Here is a 16652-nt window from a genome sequence, read left to right as displayed (position 1 = left end):
CGATGCCGCAGATCAGGCCGACCGGCTCGGCGATGGTGAAGATGCCGGCGTCGTTGTCTTCCGACAGCACGCCGCAGGTCTTGTCGTCCTTGTACTTGTTGTAGATGTACTCGGCGGCGAAGTGGTTCTTGATGACCTTGTCCTCCATCACGCCCATGCCGGTCTCCGCAACCGCCATCTTGGCGAGCGGAATGCGGGCGTTGGCGGCAGCCAGAGCGGCGCTGCGGAAGATCAGGTCGACCTTCTCCTGCGGATAGTCGGCGAAGCGCGCCTGCGCCGCCTTCACACGCGAAATCAGGGCGTTCAGATCGGATAGGGATTTAACGGTCGTGACCATGATCGGGCGTCTCCCCTCGGGTGTCGCCATAAGGCCGGTCGCCCAGCCCGGAACCCCCGAAACTCTCGGTTCCATGCGGTATGTAGGAAACCTACATCCTGCCTGCGGTCGACGCAAGAGTGGTCATACCACTTGCCGCGAGAATTGATCTGGATCAGGTCGATTGAAGCCGATGACGGAGATGTCTCATCAACGTCATGTCAATTCCTTGAGGAAACTAAAGCGTATTCAATGAATGTGACAATGTAGTTAAACTACATTGGCGAGAAATCGTGGATTATTGGTGGAATTGCAGAAAATGACCGTGAATGATCGAGGGATATTCTCGAATCTATCCTTCATACCAAGGCTTGGTCGCCTTGACGATTTTTACCACTGACAGCATCACCGGCACTTCGACCAACACGCCGACCACGGTGGCGAGTGCCGCGCCCGAGCCGAGCCCGAACAGGCTGATGGCGGCGGCCACCGCCAGCTCGAAGAAGTTGGACGCGCCGATCAGCGCCGCCGGTGCCGCCACGCACCATGCCACGCCAAAGCGGCGCGACAGCCAATAGGCAAGACCGGCATTGAAATAGACCTGGATCAGGATCGGCACCGCCAGCAGCAGGATGACCATCGGCTGTGCCAGGATCTGGTCGCCCTGGAAACCGAACAGCAGCACCAGTGTGGTCAGCAGCGCCAGCAGCGACACCGGCTGGATGCGGCCGAGCACGCGCTTCAGCGCCGGTTCGCCGCCGGTCGCGAGCAGGCTGCGTCGCAAGAGTTGGGCGGCCAGCACAGGGATGACGATGTAGAGCAGCACCGACAGCAGCAGCGTGCCCCAGGGCACGGCGATCGACGCGACTCCCAGCAGCAGCCCGACGATGGGCGCGAAGGCGAACACCATGATCAGGTCGTTCAGCGCCACTTGGCTCAGCGTGTAGTGCGGTTCGCCCTCGCACAGGTTCGACCACACGAACACCATGGCGGTGCAGGGGGCGGCCGCCAGCAGGATCAGCCCGGCGATGTAGGAGGGAACCTGGTCCTGCGGCAGAAGCGGAGCGAACAGGTGGCCGACGAACAGCGTGCCGAGCAGGGCCATCGAGAAGGGCTTGACCGCCCAGTTGATGAACAGCGTCACGCCGATGCCGCGCCAATGCTCCTTGACCTGCGCCAGCGCGCCGAGGTCGATCTTCAGCAGCATCGGCACGATCATCAGCCAGATCAGCACGGCGACCGGCAGATTGACCCGCGCGACTTCGGCTGTGGCAATCGCCCGGAACGGGCCGGGCAGCAGATGGCCGAGTGCGATGCCGGCGACGATGCACAGCGCCACCCACAGGCTGAGATAGCGCTCGAACAGGCCCATGGCGGGACGCGCCGCCTGGATGGAGTGGATGTCAGCGGTCATGGATTTGCCCCTTCCGCTTCACGAGCCGGCCTGTGCCATGTCGTCCATCCTGCGCTTCAGCGCCATGCGATCGAGCGATGCGATGGGCAGGCTGGTGAAGGCCCGGATGCGGCGTTCGATCTGCCCGAACACGGTGGCGGTGAAAGCGGCCTTTTCCGCATCGGTGCCCTGGGCGCCCGAGGGGTCGGGAAAGCCCCAATGGGCGCTGATCGGCTGGCCGGGCCAGACCGGGCAGACCTCTCCGGCGGCGTTGTCGCAGACGGTGACGATGAAATCCATCTGCGGTGCGCCGGGCGTGGCGAACTCATCCCAGCTCTTCGACCGCAACGCCGCCGTTGGGAATCCCAGCCGCTCCAGCAGGTCGCGGACAGTGGGGTTGATGCGGCCGGACGGCTGGCTGCCGGCACTGAAGCCGCGGAAGCGGCCTTTGCCCTCCCGGTTCAGCAGGCATTCCGCCATGACGCTGCGGGCGCTGTTGTGGGTGCAGAGGAAAAGCATGTTGTAGACGCGGGTCCCGGCCATTCTTCGCTCCGTTTTTTGTTGGATGTCAGCCGCAGCAGCGCGGAGTCGCGGTTTCTTCCGTATTGGCGGCATCCGGCGTCGGCGCGCAGACCGGGACACAGCTGGCCGGGTTGGCCGCCCGGCCGCAGCAGTTCTCCGACAGGAAGCCGAGGAGGCCGTTCATCCGCTCGAAATCGGCCGAATAGATCAGCGACCGGCTCTCGCGCCGCTGCACGATCAGCCGGGCCTGGGTCAGGTTGGACAGGTGGAAGGACAGGGTGGCCGGCGCGACCGCCAGCGCTTCAGCAATCGATCCGGCTGAGCGCCCCTCCGGTCCGGCTTCCACCAGCAGGCGGAAGATGTCCAGCCGCGTCTCCTGCGCCAGCGCGGCCAGACCGGCCAGAACGTCCTGCTTCTCCATGTCGGCGCCTATTGATTCTATGATTCGATAAATATGAAAATAACAATCCGAACCCTTGCCGTCAACGACGTTTCGATGAAAATCGAAATGAGCCGCCGGCACCGGGCCGCCCGATGCGGAGCCTGAAAAAACCAAAGGCCCCCGCGGCGATGCCGGCGGAGGCCCTGGTGGGAGGGAAACAGGCGGACGGGAGCGGGATTAGAAGCCGATGATGCCGGTCATCCAAAGCAGGATCACGATGATTCCCGGAACGCCGAGAAGCCAAAGCAGGATAGGCATGCGTCTCCTCCATATTCAGATGGACAGGCTGCAAGAGCACTGTTCGCCGATGCTGGTGAATCAACGGCGCGACTTGCGACTCTGTTCCATTGATTTTCCCGCTCGGGCCACGCTTCGCCGGAAAATTTTGTCGGTACCGCTCATGACGGCTGACGAAATTGCACCGCAGCAACCACGGCCCTGCCATCAATCCTCCAGCAGCGACCGTTCGGCGGCGATGATCGAAACAAGAGCGTCCATCACCGCCCGTACCCGCGCCGACCGCCTGAGATCGTTGTGCACCAGCAGCCACAACTCGCGCGGCTGCGGCGGTGAAAGACCCGCTGCCGGCGCTGCCGCGACCAGGGTCGGGTCCGTCCGCCCCAGGAAATGGGGAATTGCCGCGACCCCTATGCCTGCCGATGTCGCGCTGCGCACGCTCATCAGGTCATTGGCGCGGAAGACGAAGGGGCGGCGGCCGGCAACCTGCCGCAGCCAACGCTGCTGCGGCACATGGTCCATGCTGTCGTCATAGCCGATGAACTCCCAATCGGCTTCGTCACGGCTGTCGAGATAATCCCGAGTCGCGTAGAGTCCGTATCCCATGGCTCCAATGCGGCGGGCGACCAACCCGTCATCCTCCGGCCGCTGCAGGCGCAGGGCGAGGTCGGCTTCCCGCCGGGTCAGGCTGACCGCCCGGACATCGCCGACCAATTCCACCACCAGCTTGGGCAAGGTCCGCCGCAGGCCGGCCAGCCGTGAGGCGAGGAAGCTGCTGGAGAAGGCCGGCGGTGCCGACAACCGCACGGTGCCGGCCGGTTCGCCCGGCTGTCCACGGGCGTGGCGCTCCACCGCCAGCACCCCGTCTTCCACACGGCGAGCGAGCACGGCGAATTCTTCCCCCTCTGCGGTCGGGGCATAGCCACGCGGCAGCCGATCGAACAGGCGAACCCCAAGATCGGCTTCAAGCGCCGCCACCCGGCGGGCGACGGTGGAGTGGTCCACTCCCAGCCTCCGTGCCGTCGCCGACAGGCTGCCGCTGTCCGCCAGTGCCAGGAAGACGCGCAAATCATCCCAATTCATCGGGCCCATTCCGTCGGACACTCTATCTCTGCGCAAAAATACCCAGAATTTGCGCAGCTTTGCCGAATTTCAGTGCGCTCTGCCACAGACTAGCCTTCGCTTCACCGCAACGATCAATGGAAACAGCCGATATGATCCGCTCAATCCAGATGGCCGGGCCGGGCGGCGCCGAAGTGATGCAGCCCACCCTTATCGACCTGCCGGCTCCGCGCGAGGGAGAAATCCGCCTGCGCCATGCTGCCGCCGGGGTCAATTTCGTCGACATCTACCACCGAACCGGCCTCTATCCGCTGCCGGCATACCCTGCAACGCTCGGCGTCGAGGGCGCGGGCGTGGTGGAGGAGGTCGGTCCGGGGGTGGATGGGGTTGCCGTCGGTGATCGCGTCGCCTGGGCCGGTCTGCCGGCCGGCGGCTATGCCGAAGCGCGCCTACTGGCTGCCGAGCGCGCCGTGCGCCTGCCCGATGGCGTCAAGCCGGTGGCCGCCGCGTCGCTGTTGCTGCGCGGCATCACCGTCCACATGCTGCTCAACCGGGTCTGCCCGGTTGGATCGGGCGGCACGATCCTGGTCCATGCCGCCGCCGGCGGGCTTGGCCTGCTGCTGACTCAATGGGCGAAGAGCCTGGGCGCCACCGTGATCGGCACGGTCGGCAGCGCCGCCAAGGCAGAGACAGCCCGCGCCCATGGGTTGGACCACGCCATCCTCTATCGGGAGGAGGATTTCGTCGCGGCGGTGCGCGACCTGACCGGCGGGCGCGGTGTCGATGTCGCGGTGGACGGCATCGGCGGCGACACGCTGCGCCGGACCTTCGACGCGGTGCGGCTGTTCGGCACCGTTGCCAGCGTCGGCCAGGCCGGCGGTCCGGTCGCCCCGCTCGATCTGTCCGAACTGGGGCCGCGCAGGTCGCTCTGCCTCGCCCGCCCAAGCGTGTTCGCCTACATGGCCGATCCGGCCACCTACCGCACCGCCGCCGAGGAGGTGCTGGCGCGCGCCGCCGGAGGTTTGAGCGCCGGTCCGGTGACCTGCCTGCCGCTGGATGCCGCGGTTGAGGCTCATCGGGCCTTGGAGGGGCGGAATACCAGCGGTGTCCTTGTCCTCAGGCCTGACTGACCTGCTCCGACGGGACCAGCCACTTCTCCATGGCATAGTTGTGGATCGGCACATCGCCGATCCGCAGATCCCGGCGCTCCAGCAGGGTGAAGCCGCGACGCAGGAAGAAGGGGCGGGCGGCCTCGCTGGCCTCCACATGCAGGCGGGGGTGGCCGAGCGCTCGGGCGCGCGCCTCCAACCGATCGACCAGCGCCGACATCACGCCCCGGCCGGCCGCTTCCGGCGCGCAATAGAGGAAGTTGATGTGGCCGTCCGACTCCACGTCGCTGAAGGCCACCGGCCGGTCGTCCGCGTCGACCGCGACCAGGGCGACGCGGCCGTCGCCATAGGCCTGCCGAACCCGCTCCACCGTCGGCGCCTGCGCGGCCCACGCCTCCACCTGCTCGGCCGTGTAGAAGCGGGGACCGATGCCGCGGACGGAGCGGGCGTAGAGCGCCGCCAGCAGCAGCGCGTCCGATGGCTGGTAGTCTCTGATCCTCATCGGCCCCATCATCAGGTCATTTTGCCGGCGCCAGCCGCAGGACCGCGCCGTCGGCGGCATCGGTGATGACGTACAGGGCGTCGTCCGAACCCTGTGCCACATCGCGGATGCGCGCGTCGAGCGGAATGCGCTCCACCTCCTTCGCCCCCGTTCCGTCGATGGCGACACGCACCAGCCCCTTGGCGCTCAGGCCGCCGATCAGGGCGCTGCCCTGCCAGTCGCGGAACAGCCCGCCACTGTAGAACAGCATGCCGGAGGGCGAGATCACCGGAGTCCACTGGATCGCCGCATCGGCGAACTCCTTGCGGGTCGGCGGGTCGGGAATGTCGCTGCCGTCATAATGCTTGCCCCAACTGACCAGCGGCCAGCCGTAATTCTTCCCGGCCTCCGGCCGGTTCAGCTCGTCGCCTCCCCTCGGACCCATCTCGGCGATCCAGAGCGAGCCGCTGCGCGGGTCGATGGCCGCCGCCTCGATGTTGCGGTGGCCATAGGACCAGATGGCGCCTGCGGTCGCTCCCTCCGCGGCGAAGGGATTGTCCTTCGGCACCGAGCCGTCGCGGTTGAGCCGGACCACCTTGCCCAGCGTGTTGTCGCGACTCTGCGCCGGGTCGAATTTGAAGCGCTCGCCCAGCGTCAGGAAGATATGGCCATCGGGGGCGAAGACGATGCGGGTGCCGAAATGGTTGCCCCCGTCCACCTTGGGCGACTGGCGGAAGATGACCTGGAAGGCCTCGATCCCGCGCTCACCCAGGGTGCCGCGGCCCAGCGCCGTGCCGGCGGTGCCGTTCCCGCCGGGTTCGGCATAGGCGAGGTAGATGGTCCGGTTGCGGGCGAAATCCGGATCGACCGCCACATCCATCAGCCCGCCCTGGCCCTGGTTGAAGACCGCCGGCGTGCCCGCCAGTGGGGACGACAGCGAGCCGTCGCGCGCCAGAATGCGCAGCCGCCCCGGCTTCTCCGTCACCAGCGCCCGGCCGTCGGGCAGGAAGTCGATGCCCCAGGGCCGCTCCAGCCCCTCGGCGACGCGGCTGACCGCCATCGGTCCGGCGCTGGTCCGGATGGTCTTCACCACCTGCACATGGGCCGGCTGCGATTGCGCCAGGGCGGGCGCGGCGGTGAACAGGCCGGCGACAAGAAGAGCGCCGGCAAGACGGGGGATGGCCGACAGGGTCAGGGTGCTGCGCATCACGATCCTCCGGTGATTGGCTGGGCGGTGACGGTCCGGCCTTCTAGGTGGGGGCGTCGGGCTGCCGGCCAAGACGGCCTGTCCGAAAGACACCGGCGCCGTCACGGCGGGAGGGGCCGGCCGGACCACATCGGCTCGTCCAGGCTCCGACGTGGGGCAACCGGTGAAATTGCACGGCGTTTAATCTGTATCAACGCGGCCCCTCTCCGGCCGCGCTATCCTGTCCGGCGTGAAGCACAGCGCCGGCCGTGGGCCGTTTGCGATGTTCGCGCCAAACAGCTCGCCGACCGGCGCCCACCATAAATGGGAGGACGCCATGGTCATGATGAAAGCGGCGGTGTTCGTCGAACCGGGCCGCATCGTGCTGGACGACAAGCCGATCCCCGACGTCGGGCCGCTCGACGCCCTGATCCGCATCACGACGACGACGATCTGCGGCACCGACATCCACATCCTGAAGGGCGAATATCCGGTTGCCCGCGGCCTGACCATCGGCCATGAGCCGGTCGGCATCATCGAGAAGCTCGGCTCTGCCGTCACCGGCTACCGCGAGGGCCAGCGGGTGATCGCCGGGGCCATCACCCCCAGCGGCCACAGCAACGCCTGCCTGTGCGGCTGCCATTCCCAGGACGGCGCCGGCACCGCCCATGGCTGGAAGCCGCTGGGCGGCTGGCGCTTCGGCAACAGCATCGACGGCTCCCAGGCCGACTATCTGCTGGTGCCCGACGCGATGGTCAACCTCGCCGCCGTGCCCGACGGGCTGACGGACGAGGAGGTGCTGATGTGCCCCGACATCATGTCCACCGGTTTCGCCGGGGCGGAGCGCGGCAACATCCGCATCGGCGACACGGTTGCGGTGTTCGCCCAGGGTCCGATCGGCCTGTGCGCCACAGCCGGGGCGAAGCTGAAGGGAGCCACCACCATCATCGGCGTCGACACCGTGCCGGCACGGCTGGAGATGGCGCGGCGGATGGGCGCCGACCATGTGGTCGATTTCCGCAGTGTCGATCCGGTGGACGAAATCCTGCGCCTCACCGACGGCCGCGGCGTCGATGTCGCCATCGAGGCGCTGGGCACCCAGGCGACCTTCGAGGCGGCGCTGCGCGTGCTGCGCCCCGGCGGCACCCTGTCCAGCCTGGGCGTCTATTCCGGCGACCTGCGCCTGCCGCTGGGGCCATTTGCCGCCGGCCTGGGCGACCACACCATCGTCACCTCGCTCTGCCCCGGCGGCAAGGAACGGATGCGCCGGCTGATGGGCGTCGTCGCTTCCGGCCGCGTCGACCTCAAGCCGCTGGTCACCCACCGCTTCCCGCTGGAGCGGATCGAGGAGGCTTATGAGCTGTTCGGCCACCAGCGCGACGGCGTGCTGAAGGTGGCGATCACGCCGTAAGGGCGGATGCAAAAAAGAAGGCCCCTCTCCCAGGGCGGGAGGGGGCCTGTCAAGGTCACGCGCAACACCAGAGACGGAGAAACAACAAACGCGGGAGGCCGGGGCCTACTTCGCCAGATCGACGGCTTCGGCCAGACGCTTCACCGCCTCCTGCGAGGTCATGGTGGAGTTGAAGTGGGCGGTGACGACATCGAGGAAGGCACCGCGGACGGCGCCGGGAACTGCCATCTCGTGCGCCATCGAGGGCACGGCGCTGTTGGTGTCGATGGCGGTCTTCAGATCGTCCATCGACTTGACGGCGCATTCGTCGAAGCTGTCGCGCGCCATGTCCTGGCGGGCGGGGATCGAGCCCTTCAGCACGTTGAAGGTCTCCTGGAACTTCTTGCCCAGGATCAGCTTGGCCAGCAGCTTCTGGCCGGCGGCGCGGTCGGCGTTGGCCGAGCTGAACATGACGAAGCTGTCGGAATTGACGATGTAGCCGAACTGGCCGGGCACATGGGCGCAGACGAAATCCTTGCCCGGCACCTTGCCGGCGGCGGTCAGTTCGCCCTTCTCCCAGTCGCCCATGATCTGCATGGCGGCCTGGCCGTTCATCAGCAGGCCGGCGGCGAGGTTCCATTCACGGCCGGGGAAGCCGTCATCGACATAGCCGCGCAGCTTGCGCATCTGGTCGAACACCTTGACCATGGTGTCGCTGGTCAGCGCCTTGGGGTCCAGCTCGACCAGCGCCTTGCGGTAGAAGTCGGGACCGCCGAGGCCGAGGGTGACGTCCTCGAACAGGGCACCTTCCTGCCAGGGCTGGCCGCCATGGGCGAGCGGGATGATGCCGGCGGCCTTCAGCTTGTCGGCGGCGGCGTTGAACTCGTCCCAGGTCTTCGGGATGGCGACGCCGGCCTTCTCCATGACCTTCGGGTTGACCCACATCCAGTTGACGCGGTGGATGTTCACCGGCACCGCGTAGTAGTGGCCCTTGTAGGTCACCACGTCGCGGATCTGCGGCGGCAGGATGGCGTCCCAATTCTCCGCCTTGGCGACCTCGTCCAGCGTCGCCAGCTTGCCCTGCGCCGCCCAGTCCTTGATGTTCGGCCCCTTCAGCTGCACGGCGTTCGGCGGGTCTCCGGCCAGCACGCGGGAGCGCAGCACGGTGCTGGCCGCGTCGCCGCCGCCGCCGGCGACCGGCGCGTCGATCCACTTGCCGCCCGCAGCCTCGAAATCCTGGCGCAGCGCGCCCGCGGCCTTCGATTCGCCGCCGGAGGTCCAGTAATGCAGAACCTCCACCGTCGGCTCGGCCTTGGCGGGTGCAGCCATCAATGCGCCGGCCATTGCGGTCGCGAGCGCGGTCATGCCGAGGATGGATTTGCTGAGAGACGGCATTTTGGACATTTCCCCCTGTTCCCTATCTTCGTTCGGTTTCCTTGCCGGCCCCGGCTGTCCACCGTCTGGCCGCTGGAGGAACTCTATCCCGCGTGCAATTCGATGCCCGGACTATTTGGTAACAACGCCTTTTCACGGCCGCGCCGCTGTTACTCAACCGTTACAAACCGGCTCGCGCGCCGCACTGTACCGGGACCGGCGGGGAAGGCTACACTCCGCATCAACGAACAAGAAAGCCTGGATGGAAGAGGGAAGGGACGCCATGGAGCGCGCGCGCCATCTCCTGGTCGTGGACGACGATCCCGAGATCCGGGACATGCTGCATGATTTCCTGGTGAAGAGCGGCTTCCGCGTCTCCACCGCCGGCGACGGGCGCGAGATGGCACGGGTTCTGGCGCAATGGCCGGTCGATCTCATCGTGCTCGACGTGATGCTGCCGGGGGAGGACGGGACCAGCCTGTGCCGCTCGCTGCGCGCCAAATCGGAAACCCCCGTCATCATGCTGACCGCGATGGGCAGCGAGGTCGACCGCATCGTCGGGCTGGAGGTCGGCGCCGACGATTATCTGGTGAAGCCCTTCAGCGCACGCGAACTGCTGGCCCGCATCCGCGCCATCCTGCGCCGCTGCGGTGGGCCGGAACCGGTGCGCGAACGGCCGCGCGTGCTGGGCTTTGCCGGCTGGTCGCTCGACCAGGGCCGGCGGGAGCTGCGCACGCCCGACCGGGTGGTGGTCCATCTGAGCCAGGGCGAATATGCCCTGCTCGGCACGCTGCTGGAGCGGGCGCCCCAGGTGGTGGAGCGCACCGAGCTGCTGGAGAAGCACCGCGGCGACACCTCGATCCCCTTCGACCGCAGCATCGACATCCAGATCAGCCGCCTGCGCCGCAAGCTGGAGGAGGGGCCGGGCGGCTCGGGGCTGATCAAGACGGTGCGCGGCATCGGCTATCAGTTCACCGCGACGGTGGTGGACCAGGGCGAAGCCGCCGCTTCAGGACTGAGCCGTGGCGCTTGAGCGTTTGCTGCCGTCCCAGATGCGCGCCGCCCGGCTGCGCCACCGCATCCTGGCGGCGATGGTGGTGGTGCTGCTGCTGACCCATGGCGGGGCGCTGGTCGGCATGCGCCTGATCGACGACCGCGCGCGGGAATTGCTGACCGCCCACCGGCTGGGGCCGGCGATGGCGGCAGCGGTGGAGGCGGCCGACCGCGCGGTGCTGGACGGCATTGCCGCCGGGCCGGCGCTGGCGCTGAGCGGGCTGCCCGACCTGTCGGTGTCCTGGCAGGGGCCCGGCACCCCGGCCGTGCCGTCCGGTTGGGTGATGGAGGGGGTGGCCGACGCACCCCGCCCGGTGTTCGTCGCCGTCCAGCGCGCCCTGCTGTCCGTCCACTCCGCCCGCGCCCAGACGCTGGCGGAATCCCTGTCCCTGGTGGCGGAGGACACGGCGGCGCAACTGCGCGACGCCCGCGTCTATGTCCAGCTTGCCGGCGGCGGCTGGCTTGAGTTCGCCAGCCCGCGCTTCTGGCGGCCCCGCACCACGCCATTCGAGATGGTGCTGGCCGGTCTGGCCGCCTTCGGTCTGGCGCTGGGGCTGCTGCTCTGGCTGCCCGGCCGGCTGGTCCGCCCGTTGGAATCGCTGGCCGAGCAGGCGACCCGCCCGCATGACCGCCTGCACCCCCGCCCGCTGCCGGAGGACGGGCCGGAGGAGGTCGCCTCGCTCGCCCGCGCCTTCAACCAGGCACGCAACGCCCTGCGTGACCTGATGGAGGGACGCACCCATCTGCTGGCGGCGATCAGTCACGATTTGCGCACTCCGGCGACGCGGCTGCGGCTGCGCGCCGAATATGTCGACGACGACGCGCTGCGCGCCAAGATGATGGCCGACATCGACGAGATGGCGGCGATGGTCACCGCGACGCTGGAGTTCCTCGGCGACGACGTGCTGCGCGAGGAGGTCGAGGTGGTCGCCTTCGCCAGCCTGCTGCAAAGCCTGTGCGACGACTATGCCGACACCGGCGCCCCGGTGACCTACCAGGAGCCGCCGCCACTGCAGTTTGCCGCTGTCCGCACCATCTTCGGCGGCGGGGTGGAGCGCAGCGACCGTTTCGAGCAGGCGCGGCAACTCCGCCTCGCCGGCCGTCCGTCCAGCCTGCGCCGCGCCTTCGCCAACCTGATCGACAACGCCGTCAAGTATGGCGAGCGCGCGACCGTCTCCGTCGATGCCGACGCCGTCGAGATCGTCGTCGATGTCTGCGACGAGGGGCCGGGCATCCCGGAGGCGGAGATTGCCAACGTCTTCAAGCCCTTCGTCCGGCTCGAAGGCTCCCGAAACCGCAAGACCGGCGGCAGTGGGCTGGGCCTGTCGATTGTGAAGTCGATCGTCGAGGCCCACCAGGGGCGGATCGAGCTGAGCAATCGGGCCAGCGGCGGCTTGCGGGTCAGGGTGACGCTGCCGCGGATGTTGTGAGAGTCCGGGTGGACATCGAGCGGTTGCGGCTTGATTTGTGCGTCGTCTATGCGCATCCTTTATGCGCATTGTCATGGAGAGTTCGATGGCTGGCGAGCGCTATTCCTTCGATATGTCCGCGCCTCGGCGGGCAACGAACATCAGCCTGAACAGTGACTTGTTGGAGCAGGCAAAGGCGCTCGGCATCAACGTGTCGCGTGCCTGCGAGCGCGGATTGGCTCAGCAGATCGCCGAACTGCGAGACAGGCAATGGCTGGAGGAGAATCGGGAGGCCATACAATCGTCCAATGCCTATGTTGAGGCACATGGCCTTCCGCTGGCAAAGAACCGGCCTTACTGATGGCGCGTTTCGACATTCATCGCCGATTGGATGGGCCGGGTTATCTGCTGGACCTTCAGGCCGACATCCTGCGTGACTTGAACACCCGCTTTGTGGCTCCGCTGCTGCCGCCGGACAAGGCTCCGCGCCCGGCCGTGCGCCTCAATCCCGTATTTTCCGTCGAAGGCCGCCCACATGTCATGGTGACGCAGTTCGCCGGTGCGGTGACGCTCTCTGAACTTGGCCCTCACGTCGGCAACTTGCTGGCGGAGGACACCGCCATCGTAGCGGCTTTGGACATGCTGATCGGCGCGTGAGCCGATCAGCTCACGCGCCCCATCCTTCGATCCTGCTTTTCTCTCACCGATCCCATACCGGCGCCAGCCCCGCCGGGCTGACGATCCGCCCATCCGGCCGCGCCAGCTTGCCAATCGCCGCCATGTCGCCATCGTCCAGTGCGAAGTCGAACAGCGCGAAATTCTCCGGCACCCGGTCCGGCTTGGCGGTCTTCGACAGCACGATGTGGCCCAGCTGGATCAGCCAACGCAGCGTCACCTGCGCCGCCGTCTTGCCATGCTTGGCGCCGATCCGCTGGAGTTCCGGATCGCGCGGCACCTTGCCGTCGGCCATGGCGTAATAGGCGGTGATCGCCACGCCCAGTTCCTTGGCCGCCGCCGCCATCGCGCTCTGGTCGAGATAGGGGTGGACCTCGATCTGGTTGGTGACGATGGGGGCCTGGCTGCGCTCGACCGACTCCTGCAGCTGGGCGATATTCTGGTTGCTGACGCCGATGAAGCGGGTCTTGCCGGCGGCCTGCACCGCGTTCAGCATCTCGATCTGGTCGGCGATGGCGACCTGATCGGCCGGCCAGTGCAGCAACAGCAGATCGACATGATCGACCTTCAGCTTCTCCAGGCTCTCATCCACCGATGCGGCGAACAGGTCGGGGCTGTATTTGTCGACCCACACCTTCGTGGTCAGGAACAGCTCGTCGCGGCGGGCGCCGGCGGCCAGCAGGGCGCGGCCGAGGGCAGCCTCGTTGCGGTAAATCTGCGCGGTGTCGAAATGGCGGAAGCCGGCTTCGAGCGCCGCCGGAACCACCCGCTCGACCTCCTCGTCCGACATGCGGAAAACACCGAAGCCCAGCACGGGGATTTCGGCTCCATTTGCCTTCACGGTCTGCATCCTGCTCTCTCTCCTGGTCGGCGCAATGATGGCGCCGTCTCATGTCTCGGAGGGAGACATAGGGCGGGAGAGGCCGTCCGCAAACCGCCTCTTCCGCCCAATCACCTGTGAACCGAATTCCCAAATCGAAGCCTTCGGAGCGTCACATCAGCTTGTCGAGCGTGATCGGCAGATCGCGGATGCGCTTGCCGGTGGCATTGTAGACGGCGTTGGCGATCGCGGCGCCGACGCCGGTGATGCCGATCTCGCCGATGCCGCGGGCACCCATCGGCGCCTGCGGGTCGGGGATGTCGGTGTAGAGGATCTCGATGGCGGGAACGTCCATCTGCACCGGCACATGATAGTCGGCGAGCGAGGCGTTGACGATGCGGCCGCTGCGCGGATCGAAGTTGGTTTCCTCGGTCAGCGCCAGCCCGATCCCCATGATGATGCCGCCCTTGAACTGGCTGGTCGCCGTCTTGGCGTTCAGGATGCGGCCGGCGTCGAAGGAGCCGAGGAAGCGCGAGACGCGGACTTCGCCGGTGATCTCGCTGACACGGACCTCGCAGAACTGCGCGCCGTAGGAATGCATCGAGAAGGCTTCCATCTCCGCCGGCGGCGGGGCTTCGGCCTCGCAGACCAGTTCGCCGCGTCCCGCCCGGCGCAGGATCGACTCATAGCTCTCGAAGCGACCGGCATCGTCGCGGTGGCCGATGCCGCCGTCCCGCGTCTCGACATCGGTCAGCGACAGGCCGGCCAGCGGCGAATCGTTGCCGGCGAGCTTCAGCAGTTCCTCGACGAAGACCTCGGTTGCGGCGATGACGGCGCCGCCGATGGAGGCTGTCTGGGTCGAACCGCCGGCGATCACCCCGCGCGGCAGGGTCGTGTCGCCATACTCGAAGGTAACGCGGTCGAGCGGCACGCCGAGGCGGGCGGCGATGTGCTGGGCCTGGGCCGTCGCCGTGCCCATCCCCATGTCATGCACCGCGGTCGAGACGGTGACCTGTCCGCCCGCCGTCAGCCTGATCCGCGCCGCACCGCCGGGGAAGCGGTGGTAGGGGTAGGTCGCCGTGGCGCATCCCATGCCGATCAGCCACTCGCCCCTCCGTCGCTGGCGCGGTGTCGGATTGCGGCGGTTCCAGCCGAACCGTTCCGCCCCCGTGTCATAGGCGTCGATCAGGTGGCGGGTGGAAAAGGGCTTGCCGCTGGTCGGGTCTTTTTCCGGCTCGATGCGCCGCCGCAGGTCGATGGGGTCGAGGCCGAGCTTTTCGGCAAGCTCATCGATGGCGCATTCCAGCGCGAAGGTGCCGACGGACTCGCCGGGCGCCCGCATGAAGGTGTTCGCCAGCATGTCCATGTCGGCGACCTCCTGGGCCAGCCGGATGGACTTGGCGGCATAGAGGTGGCGGGCGGGGAAGGTGAACTGTTCGGGGCAGGAGTTGTGCGCGGTCATTGCCGCGATGCCGCTGTGGATCAGCGCGTCGAGCCTGCCGTCCGCACCAGCGCCCAGCGCCACCCGCTGCTCCGTCAGCGTCCGCCCGCCGACGATGCGGAACACCCCCTCGCGCGACAGCATGATGCGCACCGGCCGGCCGGCAAGTTTCGCGGCGGCGCAGGCGAGGATCTGGTGGTCCCACAGGCATTTGCCGCCGAAGCCGCCGCCGACATAGGGCGAGGAGACCCGGACCTTGCCCGCATCCAGCCCGAAGATGTCGGCCAGCTGCCCGGCGGTCAGGTCGAGCAATTGGCTGGCGTCATGCACCCGCAGCTCGTCGCCGCTCCAGGCGACGGTCGCGGCGTGCAGTTCGATGGCGTTGTGGTTGTGGCGCGGCGTCCGGTAGATCTGGTCCACCTGCACCGCCGCACCCTTCAGCGCCGCCTCGGCATCGCCGATCTCGACGACCGGGGGCTGGCCCAGGAGGTTGTCGAGCTTGCGGGGCGTCTTCCTGGCCTCCTCGAAGGAGGTTACCGCCGGCAGCGGCGCATAGCCGGCCGTCACCAGCGAGGCGGCATGGTCGGCCTGCTCCTGCGTCTCGGCGAGGACGACGGCGATGGGCTGGCCGTTCCAATGGATCTCGTCGGTCTGCATGACCGGAAGGTCGCTTGCCCCGGCGGCGGTCGGCGACGACATCATCAGCGACGGCGCTTTCATCCGCGGCGCGTTGCGGTGGGTCATGACCAGCACGACGCCGGGCGCCGCCTCAGCCGCCGTGGTGTCGAGCGTGGTGATCCGTCCGCGCGCGATGGTGCTGAAGGCGAGTGCGGCGTAGCAGAGGCCCTCATAGGGGAACTCGGCGGCGAAGCGCGCCTTGCCCAGGACCTTCAGCGGCCCTTCGATGCGCGAAACCGGCTGGCCCAATGCTCCATGCTTTTGCAGCATCGGGTCCTGTGTGACCGCCGGCTGCCAGCGGCCGGGCCGGGAAGCGGCGGCGTCGGAGTGCGCGCTCATGCCTCGTCTCCTGTCAGGTCGCCCAGGACGGCGACGATGGTCCGTTTCGCCAGCTCGATCTTGAACGTGTTGTCGCGAAGCCCGGTCGCGCCGGCCAATTCCGCTTCGGCAGCGGCGCGGAAACTCTCCGGGTTGGCCGGCATGCCCGTCAGCGCGGCTTCCGCCGCCGAGGCCCGCCACGGCTTGTGGGCGACGCCGCCGAGCGCCAGCCGCACGTCGCGCACCGTCCCGTCCTCGGCAAGGTCGAGGGCGGCGGCGACCGACACCAGCGCGAAGGCATAGCTGGCGCGGTCGCGCACCTTGCGGTAGGTCGAACGGCGGGCGAAGGGCAGGGGCGGGATCTCGACCGCGATGATCAGTTCGCCCGGCTTCAGCTCCGTCTCGATGTCCGGCCGCTCGCCCGGCAGCCGGTGCAGGTCGGCAAGCGCGATGCTGCGTGGCCCGTCAGGCCCGTCCAGATGCACCGTGGCGTCGAGGGCGGCGAGCGCCACGCACATGTCGGACGGGTGGGTGGCGACGCAGGCCGGCGAGGCGCCGAGGATGGCGTGATAGCGGTTGAAGCCGTCGCGCGCGTCGCAGCCGGCCCCCGGCTGGCGTTTGTTGCAGGCCGCAGCCGTGTCGTAGAAATAGCGGCAGCGCGTGCGCTGCATGATGTTGCCGCCGACCGTCGCCATGTTGCGGATCTGGGCGCTGGCCCCGGCGAGGATCGCGCGGGCCACCAGTGG

Annotated in this window: 16 protein-coding genes and 1 pseudogene; 6 read left to right on the top strand and 11 right to left on the bottom strand. The window is 67.8% G+C overall.

Going from position 1 to position 16652, the window contains the following annotated elements:
- From I71_RS23870 to I71_RS23850, 5 genes and pseudogenes are all read right to left on the bottom strand, one after another.
- Positions 1-337 (bottom strand): annotated as a pseudogene (locus I71_RS23870) (bifunctional acetaldehyde-CoA/alcohol dehydrogenase); the annotation flags it as partial.
- A 331-nt stretch (positions 338-668) separates the two neighbouring features.
- Complete coding sequence (arsB, locus tag I71_RS23865) at positions 669-1688, bottom strand: ACR3 family arsenite efflux transporter (RefSeq protein WP_085940781.1); 1020 nt, start codon at positions 1686-1688, stop codon at positions 669-671.
- A 60-nt stretch (positions 1689-1748) separates the two neighbouring features.
- On the bottom strand, positions 1749-2252 hold the full coding sequence (locus tag I71_RS23860; protein WP_042699350.1) for an arsenate reductase ArsC: 504 nt from the start codon (positions 2250-2252) through the stop codon (positions 1749-1751).
- Positions 2253-2277: 25 nt separating this feature from the next.
- Entirely contained in the window at positions 2278-2652 is a 375-nt protein-coding gene (locus I71_RS23855) for a helix-turn-helix transcriptional regulator (RefSeq protein WP_042699347.1), read from the bottom strand.
- 465 nt (positions 2653-3117) lie between these two features.
- A complete protein-coding gene (locus I71_RS23850; protein ID WP_042699343.1) occupies positions 3118-3993 on the bottom strand; it encodes a LysR family transcriptional regulator in 876 nt (291 codons plus the stop codon).
- A gap of 131 nt (positions 3994-4124) precedes the next feature.
- On the opposite strand from I71_RS23850, the gene I71_RS23845 reads away from it, so the two are divergent.
- The gene (locus tag I71_RS23845; protein ID WP_244434014.1) at positions 4125-5102 is read left to right on the top strand and encodes a quinone oxidoreductase; all 978 of its coding nucleotides are present in this window, start codon (positions 4125-4127) and stop codon (positions 5100-5102) included.
- Here the strand turns inward: I71_RS23845 and I71_RS23840 are convergent.
- Complete coding sequence (locus I71_RS23840; protein ID WP_042699365.1) at positions 5089-5583, bottom strand: GNAT family N-acetyltransferase; 495 nt, start codon at positions 5581-5583, stop codon at positions 5089-5091. The two genes, I71_RS23845 and I71_RS23840, sit on opposite strands and share 14 nt — an antisense overlap.
- 16 nt (positions 5584-5599) lie before the next feature.
- The gene (locus I71_RS23835) at positions 5600-6769 is read right to left on the bottom strand and encodes a PQQ-dependent sugar dehydrogenase (protein ID WP_042699337.1); all 1170 of its coding nucleotides are present in this window, start codon (positions 6767-6769) and stop codon (positions 5600-5602) included.
- A gap of 316 nt (positions 6770-7085) precedes the next feature.
- Here I71_RS23835 and I71_RS23830 point away from each other — a divergent pair, with 316 nt between their 5' ends.
- Positions 7086-8159 carry an NAD(P)-dependent alcohol dehydrogenase gene (locus I71_RS23830; protein ID WP_042699334.1) on the top strand — a complete coding sequence of 358 codons (1074 nt, stop codon included), beginning with the start codon at positions 7086-7088 and terminating at the stop codon, positions 8157-8159.
- Between the two features lie 105 nt (positions 8160-8264).
- Here I71_RS23830 and I71_RS23825 read toward each other — a convergent pair whose 3' ends face one another.
- A complete protein-coding gene (locus I71_RS23825) occupies positions 8265-9533 on the bottom strand; it encodes an ABC transporter substrate-binding protein (RefSeq protein ID WP_042699362.1) in 1269 nt (422 codons plus the stop codon).
- A gap of 262 nt (positions 9534-9795) precedes the next feature.
- On the opposite strand from I71_RS23825, the gene I71_RS23820 reads away from it, so the two are divergent.
- From I71_RS23820 to I71_RS23805, 4 genes are all read left to right on the top strand, one after another.
- Complete coding sequence (locus I71_RS23820; RefSeq protein ID WP_049976307.1) at positions 9796-10545, top strand: response regulator; 750 nt, start codon at positions 9796-9798, stop codon at positions 10543-10545.
- Positions 10535-11995 (top strand): ATP-binding protein, encoded by a 1461-nt coding sequence (locus I71_RS35230; RefSeq protein WP_049976306.1) that lies wholly within the window; start codon positions 10535-10537, stop codon positions 11993-11995. Before I71_RS23820 ends, I71_RS35230 begins: the two co-directional genes overlap by 11 nt.
- A gap of 85 nt (positions 11996-12080) precedes the next feature.
- Positions 12081-12335, top strand: a complete 255-nt coding sequence (locus tag I71_RS23810) for a type II toxin-antitoxin system CcdA family antitoxin (protein WP_083897372.1) — start codon at positions 12081-12083, stop codon at positions 12333-12335.
- Positions 12335-12631: a CcdB family protein gene (locus tag I71_RS23805; RefSeq protein WP_042699328.1), complete on the top strand. Its 297-nt coding sequence runs from the start codon at positions 12335-12337 to the stop codon at positions 12629-12631. The genes I71_RS23810 and I71_RS23805 overlap by 1 nt, the downstream gene beginning before the upstream one ends.
- Before the next feature lie 43 nt (positions 12632-12674).
- Here the strand turns inward: I71_RS23805 and I71_RS23800 are convergent, their stop codons facing one another.
- The 3 genes from I71_RS23800 to I71_RS23790 form a co-directional block, all read right to left on the bottom strand.
- Positions 12675-13499, bottom strand: a complete 825-nt coding sequence (locus tag I71_RS23800) for an aldo/keto reductase (RefSeq protein WP_042699325.1) — start codon at positions 13497-13499, stop codon at positions 12675-12677.
- Positions 13500-13641: 142 nt separating this feature from the next.
- Complete coding sequence (locus I71_RS23795; RefSeq protein WP_042699322.1) at positions 13642-15927, bottom strand: xanthine dehydrogenase family protein molybdopterin-binding subunit; 2286 nt, start codon at positions 15925-15927, stop codon at positions 13642-13644.
- Positions 15924-16652, bottom strand: a 729-nt coding sequence (locus I71_RS23790) for a xanthine dehydrogenase family protein subunit M (protein WP_042699319.1), incomplete at its 5' end; no start/stop codon positions are given. The genes I71_RS23790 and I71_RS23795, both read right to left, overlap by 4 nt.

The organism is Azospirillum sp. B506, from assembly GCF_000333595.1.
Taxonomy (GTDB): Bacteria; Pseudomonadota; Alphaproteobacteria; order Azospirillales; family Azospirillaceae; genus Azospirillum.
The sequence above is the reverse complement of the archived record's forward strand: the minus strand, read 5'-3'. Positions and strand labels throughout refer to the sequence as shown.